Genomic DNA, 16922 nt, shown 5'->3' with positions numbered 1-16922 from the left:
TGGCTCCTGAGCTGAAAGACGGGCGGCGACCGGTCTGGTCGCTGCGCCCGCCAACATGGGTTATCTTTTCAGCCGGCCGTCAGTTCCACCGTCACCGGCACATGATCCGACGGCTTGTCGAGCCCGCGCAGATGCTTCTGGACCGAGGCCGAGACCAGGCGGTCGCCGGCCTGGGGCGACAGCAGCACGTGATCGATGCGGATCCCGGCATTTCGCTGCCAGCAGCCGGCCTGGTAATCCCAGAAGGTGTAGAGCCCATCGCGCGGGTCGCAGGCGCGCAGCGCATCGGTATAGCCCTCGGCGAGAAGCGCCCGGAACGCCGCGCGGGTCGTCCCGAGAAAGAGCGCGTCGGAGCGCCAAGCCTCCGGATCGGCCGCGTCGGCAGGTTCCGGGATGACGTTGTAGTCGCCCGCCAGCACCACCGCGATCTCGTCCCGCAGGAGTGCCCGGGCGTGGAGCTGCAGCCGCTCCATGAAGGCGAGCTTGTAGGCGTATTTCGGGCTGTCCACCGGATTGCCGTTCGGCAGATAGATCGACGCCACGCGGACTGGGCGCGTCTCCGCGCCGGAAATGAGCGCCTCGATGTAGCGGGCCTGCTCGTCCGACGCATCGCCCGGAAGCCCGCGCCGGATCTCGGAGAGGGTTAGCGGTTCCCGGACGAGGAGCGCCACGCCGTTATAGGCCTTCTGGCCCAGCGTCTCGACCGCGTAGCCCGCCGCCTCGATGTCGGCCCGCGGGAAGGCCTCGTCCTGGCACTTGAGTTCTTGCAGGCAGACCACGTCGGGCCGCGCCTCCTCGAGGAAGGCGAGAAGATGCGGGAGCCGCTGCTTGATCGAATTGACGTTCCAGGTGGTGATCCGCATCGCCTCGCTTCCGGTCGCCGCCGGGCCGTCATCCGCGCTTCGCGTCGCGCTGACAAGGCCATCCCGGCGCAAGGACGGGGATCTAGGGTCGGCGGATGGACTGGTTCGAGCCGGTGAGAGCCTATTGCGAGCGCGGCGGTCCGCAATTCTGGGCCGAGCCGGCCAACGCCCTGTCGAACGCGGCTTTCCTCGTGGCGGCTGCCGCTGCTGCACGACGCGCCTCCGCAGCCGAGCCGCCGGACCGAGCCGGCCTCGCCCTATCCGCTCTGGTCGCGGTGGTGGGCATCGGCTCGTTCCTGTTTCACACGCTGGCGGTCTACTGGTCGATGCTGGCCGACGTGATCCCGATCGCCCTGTTCATCTACGCGTATCTCGCGCTCGCCCTGCGGCGATTCCTGAGGCTGGCGCCGATCCGGGTCGCTGCGGCGACGGGGGGCTTCGCGCTCCTCGGCTTCGCCCTCACGCCCGTGCTCGACGGGCTTACCGGCCTCGACGTCGCGCGGCTCACCAACGGATCGGTCGACTACCTGCCCGCTCTGCTGGCGCTGTTCGGGATTGCGGGCGCGGTCACGCGTCGGCCGGAGGAGCGCTTTCTCGGGACCGGGCGGCGGCTCGCCGGGATCGGCCTCCTGTTCCTGATCTCGCTCGCCGCGCGGACCGCCGATCAGGCCGCCTGCACGCTTCTGCCGACCGGCACCCATCCGCTCTGGCACGTGCTGAACGCCGTCATCCTCTACGCCCTGGTGGCGACGGCGGTGCGGCACCGCGAGTCCGCCGGGTGAGCCGTCCGGCGATCCGGGGCCGTTTCCTTGCGGGCGGTGCGGAATTCTTGCAGAAGTGCGCCGCATCGGGCGCCCGGCCCATCACGGTCGCCCGGGTACGGAAGGGGTCATGACAGTGAGCTTTCGCCTCGGGATCGCCGGACTCGGGACCGTCGGTGCGTCCGTGGTCCGGATGGTCGAGCGCCGCCGCGCCGCCTTCAACGCCGCGGGCCTCGATCTCCGCGTCACGGCGGTGTCCTCGCGCGACCGCACCCGGGACCGCGGCCTCGACCTCGCCGGCATCGAATGGTTCGACGATCCGGTGGCGCTCGCCCGGTCCGGTTCCGTGGACTGCGTGGTCGAGCTGATCGGCGGCGCCGAAGGACCGGCCAAGGCGGTGGTCGAGGCGGCGCTGGATGCCGGCAAGCCGGTGGTGACCGCCAACAAGGCGCTGCTTGCCCGCCACGGTGCCGCCCTCGCCACGCGCGCCGAGGACAAGGGCGTAGCCCTCGCCTTCGAGGCGGCGGTGGCCGGCGGCATCCCGGTGATCAAGACCCTCCGCGAGGGCCTGCCGGGCAACACGATCTCCCGCGTCTACGGAATTCTCAACGGCACCTGCAACTACATCCTCAGCCGCATGGAGCGCGAGGGCCTGACCTTCGAGGCCTGCCTGAAGGATGCGCAGGCCCTGGGCTACGCCGAGGCCGATCCGACCTTCGACGTCGAAGGTTTCGACACGGCCCACAAGCTCGCGATTCTGACGAGCCTGGCCTTCGGGACCGCGGTCGACGCCGAGGGCGTGTCGGTGGAGGGCATCTCCCGGGTGCAGCCTCTCGACCTGCGCATGGCGGACGAGCTCGGCTACCGGATCAAGCTCCTCGGCGTCGCGCAGGCGGCCGAGGCCGGCATCGAGCAGCGGGTCCACCCGACGATGGTGCCGAAATCCTCCGCCATCGCGCAGGTCATGGGCGTGACCAACGCCGTGACGATCGACGCGGATGCGGTGGGCGAGCTGACGCTGATCGGTCCCGGTGCCGGCGGCGAGGCGACGGCCTCCGCGGTCGTGGCCGACATCGCCGACGTGGCGCGCGGCGTGATCCGCCCGACCTTCGGCATTCCGGCCGCCGCGATGCGCCCCAGTGAGCGCGTGGAGATGCAGCGGCACGAGGGCGGCTACTACATCCGCCTCACCGTCCATGATCGCCCGGGCGTCGCGGCGGGTGTCGCTCAGCGGATGGCCGAGCGGGAGATATCCCTGGAGAGCATCCTGCAACGCCGCATCGAGGGCGCGGAGACGGATCCGCACGGCCGCTCCGGACGGCCCGTGCCGCTGGTGCTGATCACCTATGCGGCGACCGAGGGTAACATCCGGGACGCCCTCGACGCGATCGGCGCCGACGGCCTGCTGGCGGAGCCGCCGCAGGTGATCCGGATCGAGCGCGAATAACAGTGCATGCCGGACGGTGATCCGCGAGGCCTTGATGCAGGATAGTGGGCGCCCGCGAACAGGGGTATAGGCTTCGCGGCCGTCATTCGACGGCGTCCACCCGGGATCCGACCTCAAGATCGGGCTCGGACAAAGGCAGGAAACCATGGCTGAGGCCCCCAAGTCGGCATCGCGCGGCGTCCCGCGCACGCTCGCCCTCGAACTCGCCCGGGTCACGGAGCGCGCCGCCATCGCCGCCGCGCGATTGCGCGGTCAGGGCGACGAGAAGGCGGCGGACCAGGCGGCGGTCGACGCGATGCGCGACGAGCTGAACAGCCTGCCGATCCGCGGAACCGTGGTGATCGGCGAGGGGGAGCGCGACCAGGCGCCGATGTTGTTCATCGGGGAGCAGCTCGGTCTCGGCGAGGGGCCGGAGGTCGACATCGCGGTGGATCCGCTGGAGGGAACGACCCTCTGCGCCAAGGACATGCCCGGGGCGATCGCGGTCATGGCGATGGCCGAGCGCGGCTCGCTCCTCGCGGCCCCCGACGTCTACATGCAGAAGATCGCCATCGGGCCGGGCTATCCGCCGGGTCTCGTCGATCTCGACGCCAGTCCCACCGACAACATCGCTGCCCTGGCCCGGGCCAAGGGGGTCGAGCCGAAGCAGATCACGGCCCTGATCCTCGACCGGCCCCGGCACGCCGCCCTCGTGGCCGAGGTGCGGGCGGCCGGCGCGGCGGTCCGCCTGATCTCGGACGGCGACATCGCGGGGATCATCTTCACCGCGAGCCCCGAGGAGACGGGCATCGACATCTATCTCGGAACCGGGGCGGCTCCCGAAGGCGTCCTGGCCGCCGCGGCGATGCGCTGCATCGGCGGCCAGATGCAGGGACGCCTGATCCTCGACACCCCCGACCGGCGGCGCCGGGCCGCCGAGATGGGCATCGAGGATCTCGACCGGAAATACGATCTGACCGACCTCGCGAGCGGCGACGTCATCGTGGCCGCCACGGGCATCACGGACGGGGCGCTTCTGCGGGGCGTCCGATTCCGACCGGACCGGATCCAGACCGAGACGCTGGTCTACCGTTCCGAGGCCGGCACGGTCCGGCGAATCCTCGGCGAGCACCGCCGCGGCTTGACCTGAAGCCGCAGGCCGCTGCCGCCGGTTCTACCGGCGGCGCGGCTGATCGCGGTTCAGCCGGGCATCAATTCAGCACGACCACCTTGGTGCCGACATTGACGCGGCTGAACAGGTCGATCGCGTCCTGGTTGATCATGCGGATGCAGCCCGACGACACGCTCTTGCCGATGGAGAAAGGCTCCAGAGTCCCGTGGATGCGGAACAGCGTGTCCTTGTTGCCCTGCCAGAGGTACATGGCCCGGGCGCCGAGGGGATTGCGCAGGCCGCCCGAGACGCCGAGGCCGCTCTGCAGCTTGTCGACCTCGCTCGCGAGCTTCGGGCTGCGGGCGATCATCTCCTTGGGCGGATACCAATCCGGCCAGGCCTGCTTGGAATTGACCGTCGCGGTGCCCGACCACGAGAAGCCTTGCTTGCCGACACCGACGCCGTAGCGGCGGGCCCGGCCGTTGCCCTCCACCAGGGTCAGTTGGTGGGCCCGCGGGTCGACGATGATCGTCCCCGGCTCGTAGGGCCCGTGATAGGCGATCTCCTGGCGCAAGAAGGCCGGGTTCATTTTCTTGTAGTTGAACGCCTGCACCGGGAACACGTCGTCGGTGATCGGGCCATAGATCTTGGCGTAATCGATCGGCTCGTTGTCGGGCGCGCGCAGGATGGCCTTCGCCTTCGCGGCCTCCAGGGGCGAAAGACCTTCGGCGGGCGGTGCCCCGCCCGGACGGGCCGGGACGGTCGCGTCGGGGTCGAAGCTGGCGGCTGGCGGAGCAACGGGCGCCTGGACCGCCGGGGCGGGGCGCACGAAATCCGTGCGGCCCGTATAGGGCAGGTAGCGGCCGCCGCGACGCACATAGAGCGCACCGCTCTGATCCTGATAGAGCTGGCCGTCATCGCCGAACCCGTCGATGCCGGCATCGCCGACCGGGCCGCGGCCCTGGGCGTGAACGGTCGAGGCAAAGGCGAGGACTGTGAAGCCGGCCAGGAGAAGGCGACGGATCGAGGCGGACATGGATCGAAATTCCTCGGGAGGCGACACCGGGACTTGCCGCGGCGCGCAATCGAGCGGGCCTGCACGAAGTCGCGGCGGAGCTCGTCCCGGGGCTTAGCAAAACTCACGCTTTGCCGCCAAGTTGCCGACCGTGATCGAAGGCAATTTACTGGGTCTTCCGGACCGTTTCTCCGCCCCTGTGTTGCGCGCATGCAGCAACCATTACGAGCTGCGGCGCTCACCGATCCGTGATGGCGCCGTCCGGCCGCCCGTTTACTCGGCAGGCCTGCCTCGATGAACGGCAGCGGCTGGATCGATTCCGACACGATCCCGGGCCCGCCCGTTTGGGGCGATCGGCGCGTCGCGCATCAAACCCGACGTGGCACGCATGCTGCATTGCTCGATCAGCCGCGCCTGCTGCGGCGGCGGAGCAACGGCGCTCCAAACAGCGGACGGTGTGAGTCCGGATCCCCGGCATGAGCGACCGCGCAGCGGTTCGCCTCCTTTCGACGAGCACCAGCTATGGCCAGCTTCAAAACGGTGATGAAGTCGGGTCACCCCCCGACGCTGTTCGCGGCATTCCTCTATTTCGACTTCTGCTTCGCCATCTGGGTCCTGAACGGCGCCATGGGCCCGTTCATCACCGAGACCTTCAAGCTCACGCCGGCCCAGACCGGCTTCATGATCTCCCTTCCGATCCTCGCCGGGGCGCTGATGCGCTTCCCGCTTGGAATTCTGGCCCAGTATATCGGCCGCAAGAATGCCGCGATCACCGAGATGAGCGTGATCATGCTGGCGATGGCCTACGGATATCTCTTCGTCTCGTCCTACAACGACGTGCTCGCCATGGGCGTCCTGCTGGGCATCGCCGGCGCGTCCTTCGGCGTCGCACTGTCCCTCGGATCCGGATGGTTCCCACCGGAGCACAAGGGCTTGGCGATGGGTATCGCGGGCGCCGGCAATTCCGGCACCGTGCTGGCCGTGCTGTTCGCCCCGCCGCTGGCGCAGGCCTATGGCTGGCAGACCACCTACGCCTTCGCCGGCATCGTCATGCTCCTGCCGCTGGCGATCATGATCGTGCTCGCCAAGGAGCCGCCGGATTGCGAGCACCAGTCGTTCAAGGAACACGTCTCCTGCCTCTTCACCAAGGACGGCTGGGCGTTCTCGCTGATCTACGTCATCACCTTCGGCGGCTTCATCGGCCTGTCGAACTTCCTGCCGACCTTCTTCTACGAGCAGTTCGCCGTGACGAAGGTCGAGGCCGGGCGCCTGACCATGCTGGCGGCCTTCATGGGCTCGGGGATTCGGATCGTCGGCGGCTACTTCGCCGATCGGATGGGCGGGATCGCCGTGCTGTCGGTGGTGCTGCTCGCGGCGATCGCCACGCTCCTGTCCCTGACGGCGACCCCGTCGCTGGCATTGACCACGATCCTGTTCATGCTGTGCTTCGCGGCGCTTGGGGCCGGCAACGGCGCCCTCTTCCAGCTCGTTCCCCTGCGGTGGCCCAACAACACCGCCGTCGCCGGCTCGATGATCGGCGAGATCGGGGCCCTCGGAGGCGCCATCCTTCCGAACGTCATGGGCCTGTCCAAGCAGTATACCGGGTCGTTCTCCATCGGCTTCATCGGCTACGCCGCCTTCACGGCGGTCGTGCTCGGCTGCCTCGCCCTCTGGCAGCGGAAGTGGGTCGGAAGCTGGGTCGGGCCTCGCGGCAAGGCCCTGGGCACAGCGACCGAAGCCGAACAGAACCAGCTGCAGCCCGTCACGGCCTGACAGCCCGCGTCGCGATCGCGATCACCCAGAACGGGGGCCCGGGCGGCCCCCGTTTTCCGTTGGGGCGCCCGGATCGATCGCGCGCCGGATACAAGTCGGCGGTTGCGTTCTGCCGCGCGACGCGTTTGAATAATGCATTATGAAAGAGCGTCCGGTCCATCAGCCGAGGCGCCCGGCGACCGCCAGCGGCGGCGCCCCGATGGGAGGAACGGTCGATGTCGAAGCGCATCAGCGCCACGAACGGCGTGCTCGGCCTGCTCTGCGTGATGTATTTCATCACCTATCTGGACCGGGTGAACATCGCGACAGCCGGCGCAGAGATCATGCGCGATTTCGGGATGTCGAAGACCGATTTCGGTCTGATTCTGTCTGCCTTCGCGTATCCCTACGCGATCTTCCAAGTGATCGGCGGGTCGGTCGGCGACAAGTTCGGCGCCCGACGCACGCTGCTCGCCTGCGGCGTGATCTGGGCCGCCGCGACGATCCTGACCGGAATGGTCGGTGGCTTGGTGAGCCTGTTCCTGGCCCGGGTCCTGCTCGGCTTCGGCGAAGGCGCGACCTTCCCCACCGCAACCCGCGCGATGCAGAACTGGACCGCGCCCGGCCGCCGCGGCTTCGCCCAGGGCATCACCCACGCCTTCGCGCGCCTCGGCAACGCGGTGGCGCCGCCGATCGTCGCCTTCCTGATCTTCCATTTCGGGTGGCGGACCAGCTTCGTGATCCTCGGCGCCGTGAGCTTTATCTGGGTGGCGATCTGGTGGCTGTATTTCCGCGACGATCCCTCCGACCATCCGGCGATCACCCGGGCCGAACTCGACACGCTGCCGCCGCCCCGCAAGGTCGGCGCGAAGCAGAGCGTCCCGTGGGGCGCTCTGACCCGCCGCATGCTGCCGGTCACCATCACGTATTTCTGCTACGGCTGGACCCTGTGGCTGTTCCTCGGCTGGCTGCCGAGCTTTTTCAAGGAGAACTACAGCCTCGACCTGAAGAACTCGGCGCTGTTCGCTTCGGGCGTGTTCTTCGCCGGCGTGGTGGGCGACACGGTTGGCGGCATGATGAGCGACGCCATCCTGCACCGGACTGGCAAGGTGAAGCTCGCCCGCCTGTCGGTGATCGTCGTCGGGTTCCTCGGCGCCGCTGCGAGCCTCGCCGGCGTTTTCATGACGCGGGATCTGACCCTGGTGGCGCTGCTCCTGTCCTCGGGTTTCTTCTTCGCCGAGCTGGTCATCGGGCCGATCTGGTCCGTGCCGATGGATATCGCGCCGAAATATGCCGGCACCGCCAGCGGGTTGATGAATACCGGCTCGGCCGTGGCCGCGATCGTCTCGCCGATCGTCTTCGGCGTGATCGTCGACATGACGGGGAGCTGGACGCTGCCCTTCGTCGGTTCGATCGGCCTGTGCCTGCTCGGTGCGGCGCTGGCCTTCACGATGCACCCCGAGCGGGAATTCGTGGATCCCGCCCCGCCACTCGATGGTCGCGTGGGCTCCGTGGCGGCCGGGGAGTAGCGCGCGATGGCGGAAGCGATGAAACGGTCCGGTCCGCTCGCCGGGATGCGGGTGATCGAACTCGCCCACATCATGGCCGGTCCGGTCTGCGGGCTGATGCTCGCCGACATGGGCGCGGAGGTGATCAAGGTCGAGAAGATGGACGGCGACGACACGCGTCGCACCGTTCCGCCGGCCCTGGAAGGCGAGAGCGCCGCCTACATGATGATGAACCGCGGCAAGCGCGGCATCAGTCTCGACCTGAAGGACCCGGACGGTGTCGCGGTCCTGCGCCGCCTGCTCAAGGGGGCCGACGCGCTGATCGAGAACTACCGCGGCGGCACGATGGAGCGCCTCGGGATCGGCTACGAGACGCTACGCGAGGAATTCCCGGCTCTCGTCTACTGCTCGCTCTCCGGCTTCGGCCGCACCGGTCCTTATGCGGAGCGGGCCGGCTTCGACCTCGTGGCGCAGGGCATGAGCGGGCTCATGTCGATCACGGGGGAGGGCCCGGGGCGGCCCCCGATGAAGTGCGGACCGCCGGTGACCGACATCACCGCCGGCATCCTGGCCGCCATGGGCGTTCTGGCGGCCTACTCGAACCGGCTCCGGACCGGAAAGGGCCAGGCTGTCGACACCTCGCTGTTCGAGGCCGGCATCACCCACACCTACTGGCAATCGGCCATCGCCATGGCGACCGGGATCGCGCCGGGACCGATGGGCTCGGCCCATCCGCTGAACGCGCCCTACGAGGCCTTCGAGACCGCCGATGGCTGGATCACGATCGGGGCGGCCAACCAGACCAACTGGCTGCGCCTGCTGAAGGCGATCGGCGCCGAGGCCCTCGCCGATGATCCGCGCTTCGCCGTCAACCGCGACCGGATGATCAACCGGCAGGACCTCGCCGGTACCCTCGCGCCGATCTTCCGGGCCCACAGCTCGGCCGAATGGCTCGCCCGGCTCGAAGCCGGCGGCGTCCCGGCCGGGCCGGTGCTCGACGTCAACGCCATGCACCGGGATCCGCAGGCCCTCGCCCGCGAGATGGTGGTGGAGGTCGAACACCCGCGGGTCGGCCGCATGAAGACCCTCGGCCTGCCGGTCAAGTTCTCGGAGACCCCGGGGCGCGTGCATGGGCCGGCCCCGTTGCTTGGCGAGCATTCCCGGGCGATCCTGGCGGAGGCCGGATACGCCTCGGCCGAGATCGACGCGCTGATCGCGCGCGGCGTGGTCCGCGAGACCGCGGCCTGACCCCGCCACCCGGAGACCCCGCGCATGAGTGCCACGCCCGCCACCGACGAACTGCTGTTCACGACCGATGAGGCCGGCATCGCCCGCATCGTCCTGAATCGGCCGCAGGCCCGCAACGCGCTCACCTTCGCGATGTATCAGGGCCTGATCACCTGCTGCGAGGCGATCGCCGGGAATCCGGCCATCAAGGCGCTGATCATCACCGGGGCCGGCGAGAAGGCTTTCGCGGCCGGCACCGACATCGCCCAGTTCCGCAGCTTCAGCACGGCGGAGGATGCGCTGGGCTACGAGCGGTTCATGGACAAGGTGCTGGGCTCCCTGGAGCGGCTGCGGGTTCCGACCATCGCGGCCATCGCGGGTGCGTGCACGGGCGGCGGCGCGGCCATCGCGGCGGCCTGCGACCTCCGCATCGCCACCCGCGATGCCCGCTTCGGCTTCCCCATCGCCCGGACGCTGGGCAATTGCCTGAGCCAGGGCAATCTGAAGCGGCTTTCCGGTCTGATCGGGCCGGCACGGGTGAAGGACATCATCTTCACCGCCCGCCTGGTCGGGGCCGAGGAGGCGCTGGCCATCGGGCTGATCGGCGAGATGGTGGACGATCGCGCCGCGCTCACCGAGCGGGTCGATACCCTGGCGCAGCTCCTCGCCAACCACGCGCCGCTGACCATGCAGGCGACCAAGGAAGGGCTCCGGCGGCTGGCGGAGGAGGAGGCTGTCGCCGAGGGCGCGCCACATCCCGGCGATGACCTGATCCTCATGTGCTACATGAGCCAGGATTTCCGCGAAGGCATGGAGGCCTTCCTGGGCAAGCGCCCGCCCAACTGGACCGGGCGCTGAGGGCAGCCCTCAGGTCGGCAGCGCGCAGACATCGACCCACGCGGCATCTGTCAACGCGGCCATCCGCGTCGGCGCGATCCGCACGGAGCTGTGGGTGCCGCCGGCGGCCGGCACCACCTCGTCGAACGCTTGGAGCGAGACGTCGCAGTAGACGGGCAGGGGCGTGGCCAGGCCGAACGGGCAGACGCCGCCCACCGGGTGGCCGGTGACCGCTTCGACCTCGCCGAGATCGAGCATCCTCACCTTGCCGCCGAAGACGGCCTTGGCCTTCCTGTTGTCGAGACGCGCGTCGCCACGGGTGACGACGAGAGCGACATGATCGCCCACGCGGATCGACAGGGTTTTGGCGATCTGCGCCGGAGCGACGCCATGGCCCTCGGCCGCCTCGGCGACGGTCGCGGTGCTGGCCTCGAGCTCGATGACCGCGATGTCGGGCGCCTTCTCGGCGAAGAAGGCGCGCACGGATGCGAGACTCATGATTCGTTCCGAAGCTTCGATCAGGGCAGTGCGGGAAGCCCGCTGCCATAGGCGCACCGGCACGCTTCAGCCATCGCCTGGACGCGACCCGCCGGTGCGTGGGAGGTGGCGCTCGCGCGGCTGCACCCCGGCATGCGGCAGGCCCTTCCCCGGACGGAGAAGGGCCTGCCTGAGGAATCGATGCTTCGGTCCGCCTACCGTGTGGTCGCCAGCAGCAGGTCCGGGAGCCACAGGGCGATGCCCGGGACGAGGCACAGGATCAGGATCGCCACCGCCATCAGGATCACGAAGGGCAACGTCCCCCAGATGATGTCCGACAGCGGGATGTCGGGGGCGATGTTCTTGATGACGAAGATGTTCAGGCCCACCGGCGGGTGGATCAGGCCCATCTCCATGGTGATGGTCATCACCACGCCGAACCACACGAGGTCGAAGCCGGCAGCCTTGAGCGGCGGCAGGATGATCGGCGCCGTCATCAGGATGATCGAGACCGGCGGCAGGAAGAAGCCCAGCGCGATCACCAACGCCAGGATGGTCAGCAGCAGCAGCCAGGGCGAGAGCTGCATCGCGACGATCGCAGCGGCGGCCGATTGCGAGATGTGCAGGTAGCTCATCACGTAGGCGTAGAGCAGCGACATGCCGATGATCAGCATCAGCATGGTCGATTCCCGCAGGGTCGCGGTCAGGATCGGCGTGACGTCGCGGAACCGCCAGACGCCGTAGATCGCGGCGATGAGCGCCAGCGCCATCAGGCCGCCGAGACCCGCGGTTTCCGAGGGCGTGGCGTAGCCGCCGTAGAGCGCCACCATCACGCCGGTGAGCAGGACCACGAAGGGCAGGACCCGCGGCAGCGTCGAGAAGCGCTGCGCCATGCTGTACTGATCGTCGGCCAGGATCGGCGAGGCCGGTCCGCCACGCTCCATCACGGCCTTGGCCGCGGCGTATTCCGAGCGGAAGCGCACGATCGACCACGCCGCGAACAGGGCCACGAGCAGCAGCCCGGGTCCGATACCGGCGAGGAACAGGCGTCCGAGCGACTGCTCGGCCGCCACCGCGTACAGGATCATGGTGATCGAAGGCGGCAGCAGGATTCCGAGCGTGCCGCCCGCCGCGATGATCCCGGCGGCGAAGCCCGGCGAGTAGCCGCGCTTGCGCATCTCCGGGATGCCGGCCGAGCCGATCGCCGAGCAGGTTGCCGGGCTCGAGCCCGCCATGGCGGCGAACAGCGCACAGGCGAACACGTTGGCGATGCCGAGACCGCCCGGGATGCGGTGCATCCAGGCGTGCATGGCCGAGTAGAGGTCCTGCCCGGCCTTGGACCGGCCGATGGCCGCACCCTTCAGGATGAAGAGCGGGATCGACAGCAGGGTGATGGAGGCCATCTCCTCGTAGACGTTCTGCGCCACCGTATCGAGGGAGGCGCCGGGCATGAACGCCACCATGAAGGCGAGCGCCACGAAGCCGAGGGCGAAGGCGATGGGGATGCCCGAGAGCATCGCACCCAGGGTCGCGCCCGCGTACAGGAAGCCGATCGCGGCCGTGCTCATCGTTCAACCTTCGCGGAAACGGTCTGACCCATCGGATCCGGTCCTCGAGGCGCAACCTCGGGCGCCCCGTGCATGTCGCGGTTGACGTCGGCCCCGAGCCCGATCTTGGGCTGTGCCCAGCCGGCGGCCCGCGGCCCGTAGGCCAGGCCCTCGGCAATCTGGAGGACGAACTGGATGCACAGCAGGCTCATCCCGACGGACATCAGCGTATAGGGGATCCAGAGGGGCGGCCCCCAGGTCGATTGCGAGACCTGCCCGTCGACCCAGGCCTCGTGATCCAGCGACCAGCTCTTCCAGGCGAAGAACAGGCAGAAGGCGAGGCTGACGATGTCGGCCAGCAGAAGGCGCACGCGGTTGGCGGCCGGCGGCAGGAGACCGGTCAGGGCCTCGATCGCGACGTGGCCGCGCTTGGCCTGGACGCCGGCGGCCGACAGGAAGGTGGCCCCGATGATCAGGAACACCGCCATCTCGTCCTGCCACTCCGTCGGTTCCTTCAGGAGATAGCGGACGACCACGCTGTGGGTCAGGACGAGGCAGGCCGCCACCAGGCAGAGGCCGCCGACCGCCAGGATCACTTGATTCAGCAGGCGCATCGTCCGGTCGAAGGCGCCGAGCAGGCCGGGCAGACGCGGCTCGGCCGCGCCCCGCGCCTCCGGAGCGGCCGTAGCCGCGTCGAAGCCGTGGCTCACGCGACCTGCTCCGCGAGCTTCAGCAGTTCCGCGCAGTTCGCGTTCTTGGCGGCGTAGTCCTTCCAGGCCGTGTTGCGGGCGAGGTCCCGCCACTGACCCAGCGACTTCTCGTCAACCTGGACGACCTTGGCCCCGGCCTTGGAGAAGATCTCCTCGACCCGAGTGTCATCCTCCTTGGCGCCGGCTTGGCCGAAGGCTTCCAGCTCGGTGCCCACCGCCATGATCAGGTCCTGCTGCTCCTTCGGCAGGCCCGAGAACACGATCTTCGACATCATGATCGGCTCGAGCATGAACCAGTAGGAGCGCTCGCGGCCCGAAGTGAGGGCCTTGGACAGCTCTTCCAGGCGGAAGGAGATCAGGCTGGTGGACGAGGTGATCACCGCATCGCAGGCGCCGGTCTGCATCGCCGCGTAGGATTCGTTCGACGGGATGGAGAGGGTGGCTGCGCCGGCCTCTTTCATCATCATGTCCATCTCGCGCGAACCGCCTCGGACCTTCATGCCCTTGGCGTCGGCCGGCGAAACGAGGGCGCGCTCGCGGCTCGCGACGCCGCCGGCCTGCCAGACCCACGAGACCAGGACGATCCCCTTGGCGTCGAGGATTTCCGAGAGCTTGCGCCCGACCGGCGCCGCCTTCCAGGCCACCGCCTGGGCATAGGACGTCACCAGCGCCGGCATCAGGCCGATATTCAGCTCCGGCACCTCGCCGCCGGCATAGGGGCTCGGATAGAGCGACATGTCGAGGGCGCCCTTGCGCATCGCGCCGAACTGGGCGTTCGTCTTCATCAGCGAGGAGCCGGGATAGACTTGAACGTCCAGGGCGCCCTTCGAGCGCTCGCCGACCATCTTGGCGAACTTCCGGCACATGCGGTCGCGGAAGTCGCCCTCGTCGATGGTGCCGCCCGGGAACTGGTGGGACAGCTTCAGCGTGGTGGCGGCCTGGGCAGAGCCCAGCCCGAACCGCAGTACCGCCGGAGCCGCGAGCGTGGCCGCGATCAGCGAGCGACGAGTTGGCGTCATGGATTTCTCCCGCACCGCAAACAACGCGGCAAAGTTTTGTGCGCCGCAATAGTGGGGCGCTTCGTTGTATGCATGGAAAACCGCCTTGTATATTTTGTCAATGCTCCAGCATAATGTTCGCGTGCGTTGGACATCCGCCGGCCTCAACGGGCGGGACGACGCGCGGCCCGACGATCGGGGGAGGAACCAGGCGCATGAGCCACGCGCAACGGCTACGGCAGCGAATCGAGGACGAGATCGTGGCGGGCGAACTCGCGCTGGGATCGCGGCTCGATGAGAATCAGCTCGCGGCCCGTTTCGGGGTCTCGCGCACGCCGATCCGCGAGGCGCTGCTGCAGCTCGCCGTGACCGGACTCGTCCAGACGAAGCCCCGGCGCGGCGCCATCGTCAGTGCGCCCGAGCCACACCTGCTGCTGGCCATGTTCGAGACGATGGCGGAAATCGAGGCGGCGTGCGGTCGCCTCGCCGCACGCCGCCTCGTGGCCGAGGATGCCGCCGCGCTGCGCGCCGCCCTCGAAGGCTGCCGCGGGGCCCTGTCGACGGAGGATACGGAGGCCTATTACGCCGAGAATTACGTGTTCCATACGGTGGTGTATCGGGCCAGCCGCAACGCCTTCCTGGCGGAGCAGGCGCTGTCCCTGCACCGCCGTCTCGCGCCGTATCGGCGTCTGCAGCTGCGCGTGCGCCAGCGCCTGCCGCAATCGCTCGCCGAACACGAAGCGATCGTCGCTGCCATCATCGCCGGAGACGAAGTCGGGGCGGCCGAGGCGCTCCGGAGCCACGTCATCGTCCAGGGTGACCGGTTCACCGATCTGGTCGCGGGGTTGCGGGCGCAGAGCGCGGCCTGAAAGCTTCGACCTCTCCGGGTGCCCGACGATCATCCCGCGGCGCAGACCGCCCGCAGCGGGCCGCGAAGCCGGTGCGTCTTCATCGCCTCCTAACCGTGAAATCAGGTCGGACTGCGTAGGTGGTCCACCGGACTCGACCAGAAGTTGCAATCCCGGCATCCTTCACCCGGAACCCGGGAGGCACCATGCTGAAGGACGTTGTCAGGACTGCCGGCCGACGCGCGGGGGTGGATATCTTCCGGGCGAGCGGCGAAGCCTTCCGCTGGAGTCATACGGTCCACGATTACTATCCGGTCGTACCGTCCGCGCGGTGGAAGCCGGGCCAGGCGCCGCACGGCCGGCTCAAAGCCGTCCTCGGCCAGAACCATGCGGCCTACGAGGCATTCCTCACCGCCCTGGAAGCGCAGGCCGACCTGCTCCATAGCGTCCCGCACGACGCGCACGCTGCGGGTTCGGCTGCACCGCACTGGAACAACACGTGGTTCACCGCCCTCGACGGCGCCGCCCTGCTGACGATGCTGGCCTGGAAGCGCCCTGAACGATACTTCGAGATCGGCTCCGGGTGCTCGACCTGCTTCGCGCGCCACGCGATCGACACGCTGAAGCTGCCGACGCGGATCACCTCCATCGATCCGATGCCACGCCGCGAGATCGACGCCCTGTGCGACTGGACCGTCCGCAGCCCGCTGGAATCCTGCGACCTGAAGATCTTCGAGGAACTGAAGGCCGGCGACATCCTGTTCTTCGATGGATCGCATCGGTCCTTCGCGAACTCCGACGTCACGGTGTTCTTCTTCGAGGTGATGCCGCGCCTCGCGCCGGGCGTGATCGTACAGATCCACGACATCTTCATTCCGGACGATTATCCGTCAGCCTGGAATTGCCGCCTGTACAACGAGCAGTATCTTCTGGCCGCGATGCTGCTGTGCGGCGCTCCGCCGTTCCGCGTGACCGTGCCGGTGATGTATATCTGTCAGGACCCGGCGATGAGCGCCCGGGTGAAGACGGTCTTTGCCGCCCGCGCGACCGGACCGGACATTCCGTTCCTCTACGCGAACGATTCCCGCACCCCGGGCGCGTCGTTCTGGTTCGAGATGACGGGGATGCCGGGCTGAGCCTTCAGGCAACCTCCGCCGCGCCGTAATTGGCGGCGATGACGGACTTCTTCCCGCGGATATGCTCGCGCATCAGGACGGCCAGGGCAGCGCCGTCCCGGGCACGGAGGAGTTCGATCATCCGTTCGTGCTCGGAGACCGCGCGGGCCCACTGATCCGGGGTCTGGTGCGCGGAATACCGCGACCTTTGGATCCGGCCGGACAGGCTCTCGTAGATATTCGCCAGAATGACGTTGCGACTGGCCGCCATGATGCCTTCGTGGATCCGGCGGTTGTGGCTGAAGTAGCCCGCCTCGTCGCCCGACTGCCAAGCCGCCACCATCGCGTCGTGGTCGACCGCGAGGGCGTCGATCTCGGCGTCGGTGATGGTGCGGCAGGCCAGGTCCCCGGCGGTCGCCTCGAGCCCGGCGATCACCTCCATCATTTCCTCGAGCTCGGTCTCCGAGATGCTGGCGACCCGCGCCCCGCGGTTCGGAAGCAGTTCGAGCAGCCCTTCCGTCGCCAGGATCTTGATCGCCTCGCGGAGCGGGGTCCGCGAGATCCCGAAGCGCTCCGTCAGCTCGCTCTCGTTGATCCGGGCCTTCGGCTCCATCTCCCCGGACCGGATCAGCTCCCGCATCCGGTCCGCGACCTCGTCGTGGAGGTAGCGGCGGCTGATGCCGATCCCGGGCTCGATCTTGTTCATGGTCCCCCGACACAAACCAGA

General features: G+C 68.7%; 16 protein-coding genes. 9 read left to right on the top strand and 7 right to left on the bottom strand.

Annotated features, from left to right (window positions below; genetic code table 11):
- Positions 1-68 precede the first annotated feature (68 nt).
- Positions 69-863: an exodeoxyribonuclease III gene (gene xth / locus GGQ91_RS06760; protein ID WP_182591638.1), complete on the bottom strand. Its 795-nt coding sequence runs from the start codon at positions 861-863 to the stop codon at positions 69-71.
- A gap of 95 nt (positions 864-958) precedes the next feature.
- Here xth and GGQ91_RS06755 point away from each other — a divergent pair, with 95 nt between their 5' ends.
- The 3 genes from GGQ91_RS06755 (at position 959) to glpX (ending at position 4200) form a co-directional block, all read left to right on the top strand.
- A complete protein-coding gene (locus tag GGQ91_RS06755; RefSeq protein WP_075380448.1) occupies positions 959-1645 on the top strand; it encodes a ceramidase domain-containing protein in 687 nt (228 codons plus the stop codon).
- 109 nt (positions 1646-1754) lie between these two features.
- The gene (locus GGQ91_RS06750; protein ID WP_182591637.1) at positions 1755-3071 is read left to right on the top strand and encodes a homoserine dehydrogenase; all 1317 of its coding nucleotides are present in this window, start codon (positions 1755-1757) and stop codon (positions 3069-3071) included.
- 145 nt (positions 3072-3216) lie between these two features.
- Positions 3217-4200, top strand: coding sequence for a class II fructose-bisphosphatase (gene glpX / locus GGQ91_RS06745; protein WP_043345791.1), 984 nt, complete (start codon positions 3217-3219; stop codon positions 4198-4200).
- 61 nt (positions 4201-4261) lie between these two features.
- On the opposite strand, the gene GGQ91_RS06740 is transcribed toward glpX, so the two are convergent.
- Complete coding sequence (locus tag GGQ91_RS06740; protein ID WP_043758118.1) at positions 4262-5197, bottom strand: L,D-transpeptidase; 936 nt, start codon at positions 5195-5197, stop codon at positions 4262-4264.
- 501 nt (positions 5198-5698) lie between these two features.
- Between GGQ91_RS06740 and GGQ91_RS06735 the strand changes: the two genes are divergently transcribed.
- From GGQ91_RS06735 to GGQ91_RS06720, 4 genes are all read left to right on the top strand, one after another.
- Positions 5699-6949, top strand: a complete 1251-nt coding sequence (locus tag GGQ91_RS06735; RefSeq protein ID WP_043380057.1) for a nitrate/nitrite transporter — start codon at positions 5699-5701, stop codon at positions 6947-6949.
- A gap of 215 nt (positions 6950-7164) precedes the next feature.
- Positions 7165-8457 (top strand): MFS transporter, encoded by a 1293-nt coding sequence (locus GGQ91_RS06730; RefSeq protein ID WP_043380055.1) that lies wholly within the window; start codon positions 7165-7167, stop codon positions 8455-8457.
- Between the two features lie 6 nt (positions 8458-8463).
- A complete protein-coding gene (locus tag GGQ91_RS06725) occupies positions 8464-9684 on the top strand; it encodes a CaiB/BaiF CoA transferase family protein (protein ID WP_043356163.1) in 1221 nt (406 codons plus the stop codon).
- 24 nt (positions 9685-9708) lie between these two features.
- Positions 9709-10521, top strand: coding sequence for an enoyl-CoA hydratase/isomerase family protein (locus GGQ91_RS06720; protein WP_043356161.1), 813 nt, complete (start codon positions 9709-9711; stop codon positions 10519-10521).
- A gap of 9 nt (positions 10522-10530) precedes the next feature.
- Here GGQ91_RS06720 and GGQ91_RS06715 read toward each other — a convergent pair whose 3' ends face one another.
- The 4 genes from GGQ91_RS06715 to dctP all read right to left on the bottom strand — a co-directional run bounded on the left by GGQ91_RS06715 (position 10531) and on the right by dctP (position 14253).
- A complete protein-coding gene (locus GGQ91_RS06715; protein WP_043356159.1) occupies positions 10531-10998 on the bottom strand; it encodes a YbaK/EbsC family protein in 468 nt (155 codons plus the stop codon).
- Positions 10999-11192: 194 nt separating this feature from the next.
- Positions 11193-12545, bottom strand: coding sequence for a TRAP transporter large permease (locus tag GGQ91_RS06710; RefSeq protein WP_043356157.1), 1353 nt, complete (start codon positions 12543-12545; stop codon positions 11193-11195).
- Positions 12542-13234 (bottom strand): TRAP transporter small permease, encoded by a 693-nt coding sequence (locus tag GGQ91_RS06705; protein WP_043380051.1) that lies wholly within the window; start codon positions 13232-13234, stop codon positions 12542-12544. The genes GGQ91_RS06710 and GGQ91_RS06705 overlap by 4 nt, the downstream gene beginning before the upstream one ends.
- A complete protein-coding gene (dctP, locus tag GGQ91_RS06700) occupies positions 13231-14253 on the bottom strand; it encodes a TRAP transporter substrate-binding protein DctP (protein ID WP_043353295.1) in 1023 nt (340 codons plus the stop codon). Before dctP ends, GGQ91_RS06705 begins: the two co-directional genes overlap by 4 nt.
- A gap of 194 nt (positions 14254-14447) precedes the next feature.
- Between dctP and GGQ91_RS06695 the strand changes: the two genes are divergently transcribed.
- Positions 14448-15101, top strand: a complete 654-nt coding sequence (locus GGQ91_RS06695) for a GntR family transcriptional regulator (RefSeq protein WP_043353293.1) — start codon at positions 14448-14450, stop codon at positions 15099-15101.
- Between the two features lie 185 nt (positions 15102-15286).
- On the top strand, positions 15287-16216 hold the full coding sequence (locus tag GGQ91_RS06690; protein WP_043353290.1) for a class I SAM-dependent methyltransferase: 930 nt from the start codon (positions 15287-15289) through the stop codon (positions 16214-16216).
- Positions 16217-16220: 4 nt separating this feature from the next.
- Here the strand turns inward: GGQ91_RS06690 and GGQ91_RS06685 are convergent, their stop codons facing one another.
- A complete protein-coding gene (locus GGQ91_RS06685) occupies positions 16221-16901 on the bottom strand; it encodes a GntR family transcriptional regulator (RefSeq protein WP_043353288.1) in 681 nt (226 codons plus the stop codon).
- Between the last annotated feature and the right edge of the window lie 21 nt (positions 16902-16922).

It is taken from the genome of Methylobacterium fujisawaense (assembly GCF_014138435.1).
Lineage (GTDB): Bacteria > Pseudomonadota > Alphaproteobacteria > Rhizobiales > Beijerinckiaceae > Methylobacterium > Methylobacterium fujisawaense.
This window is presented reverse-complemented; position numbering and strand designations above follow the sequence as displayed.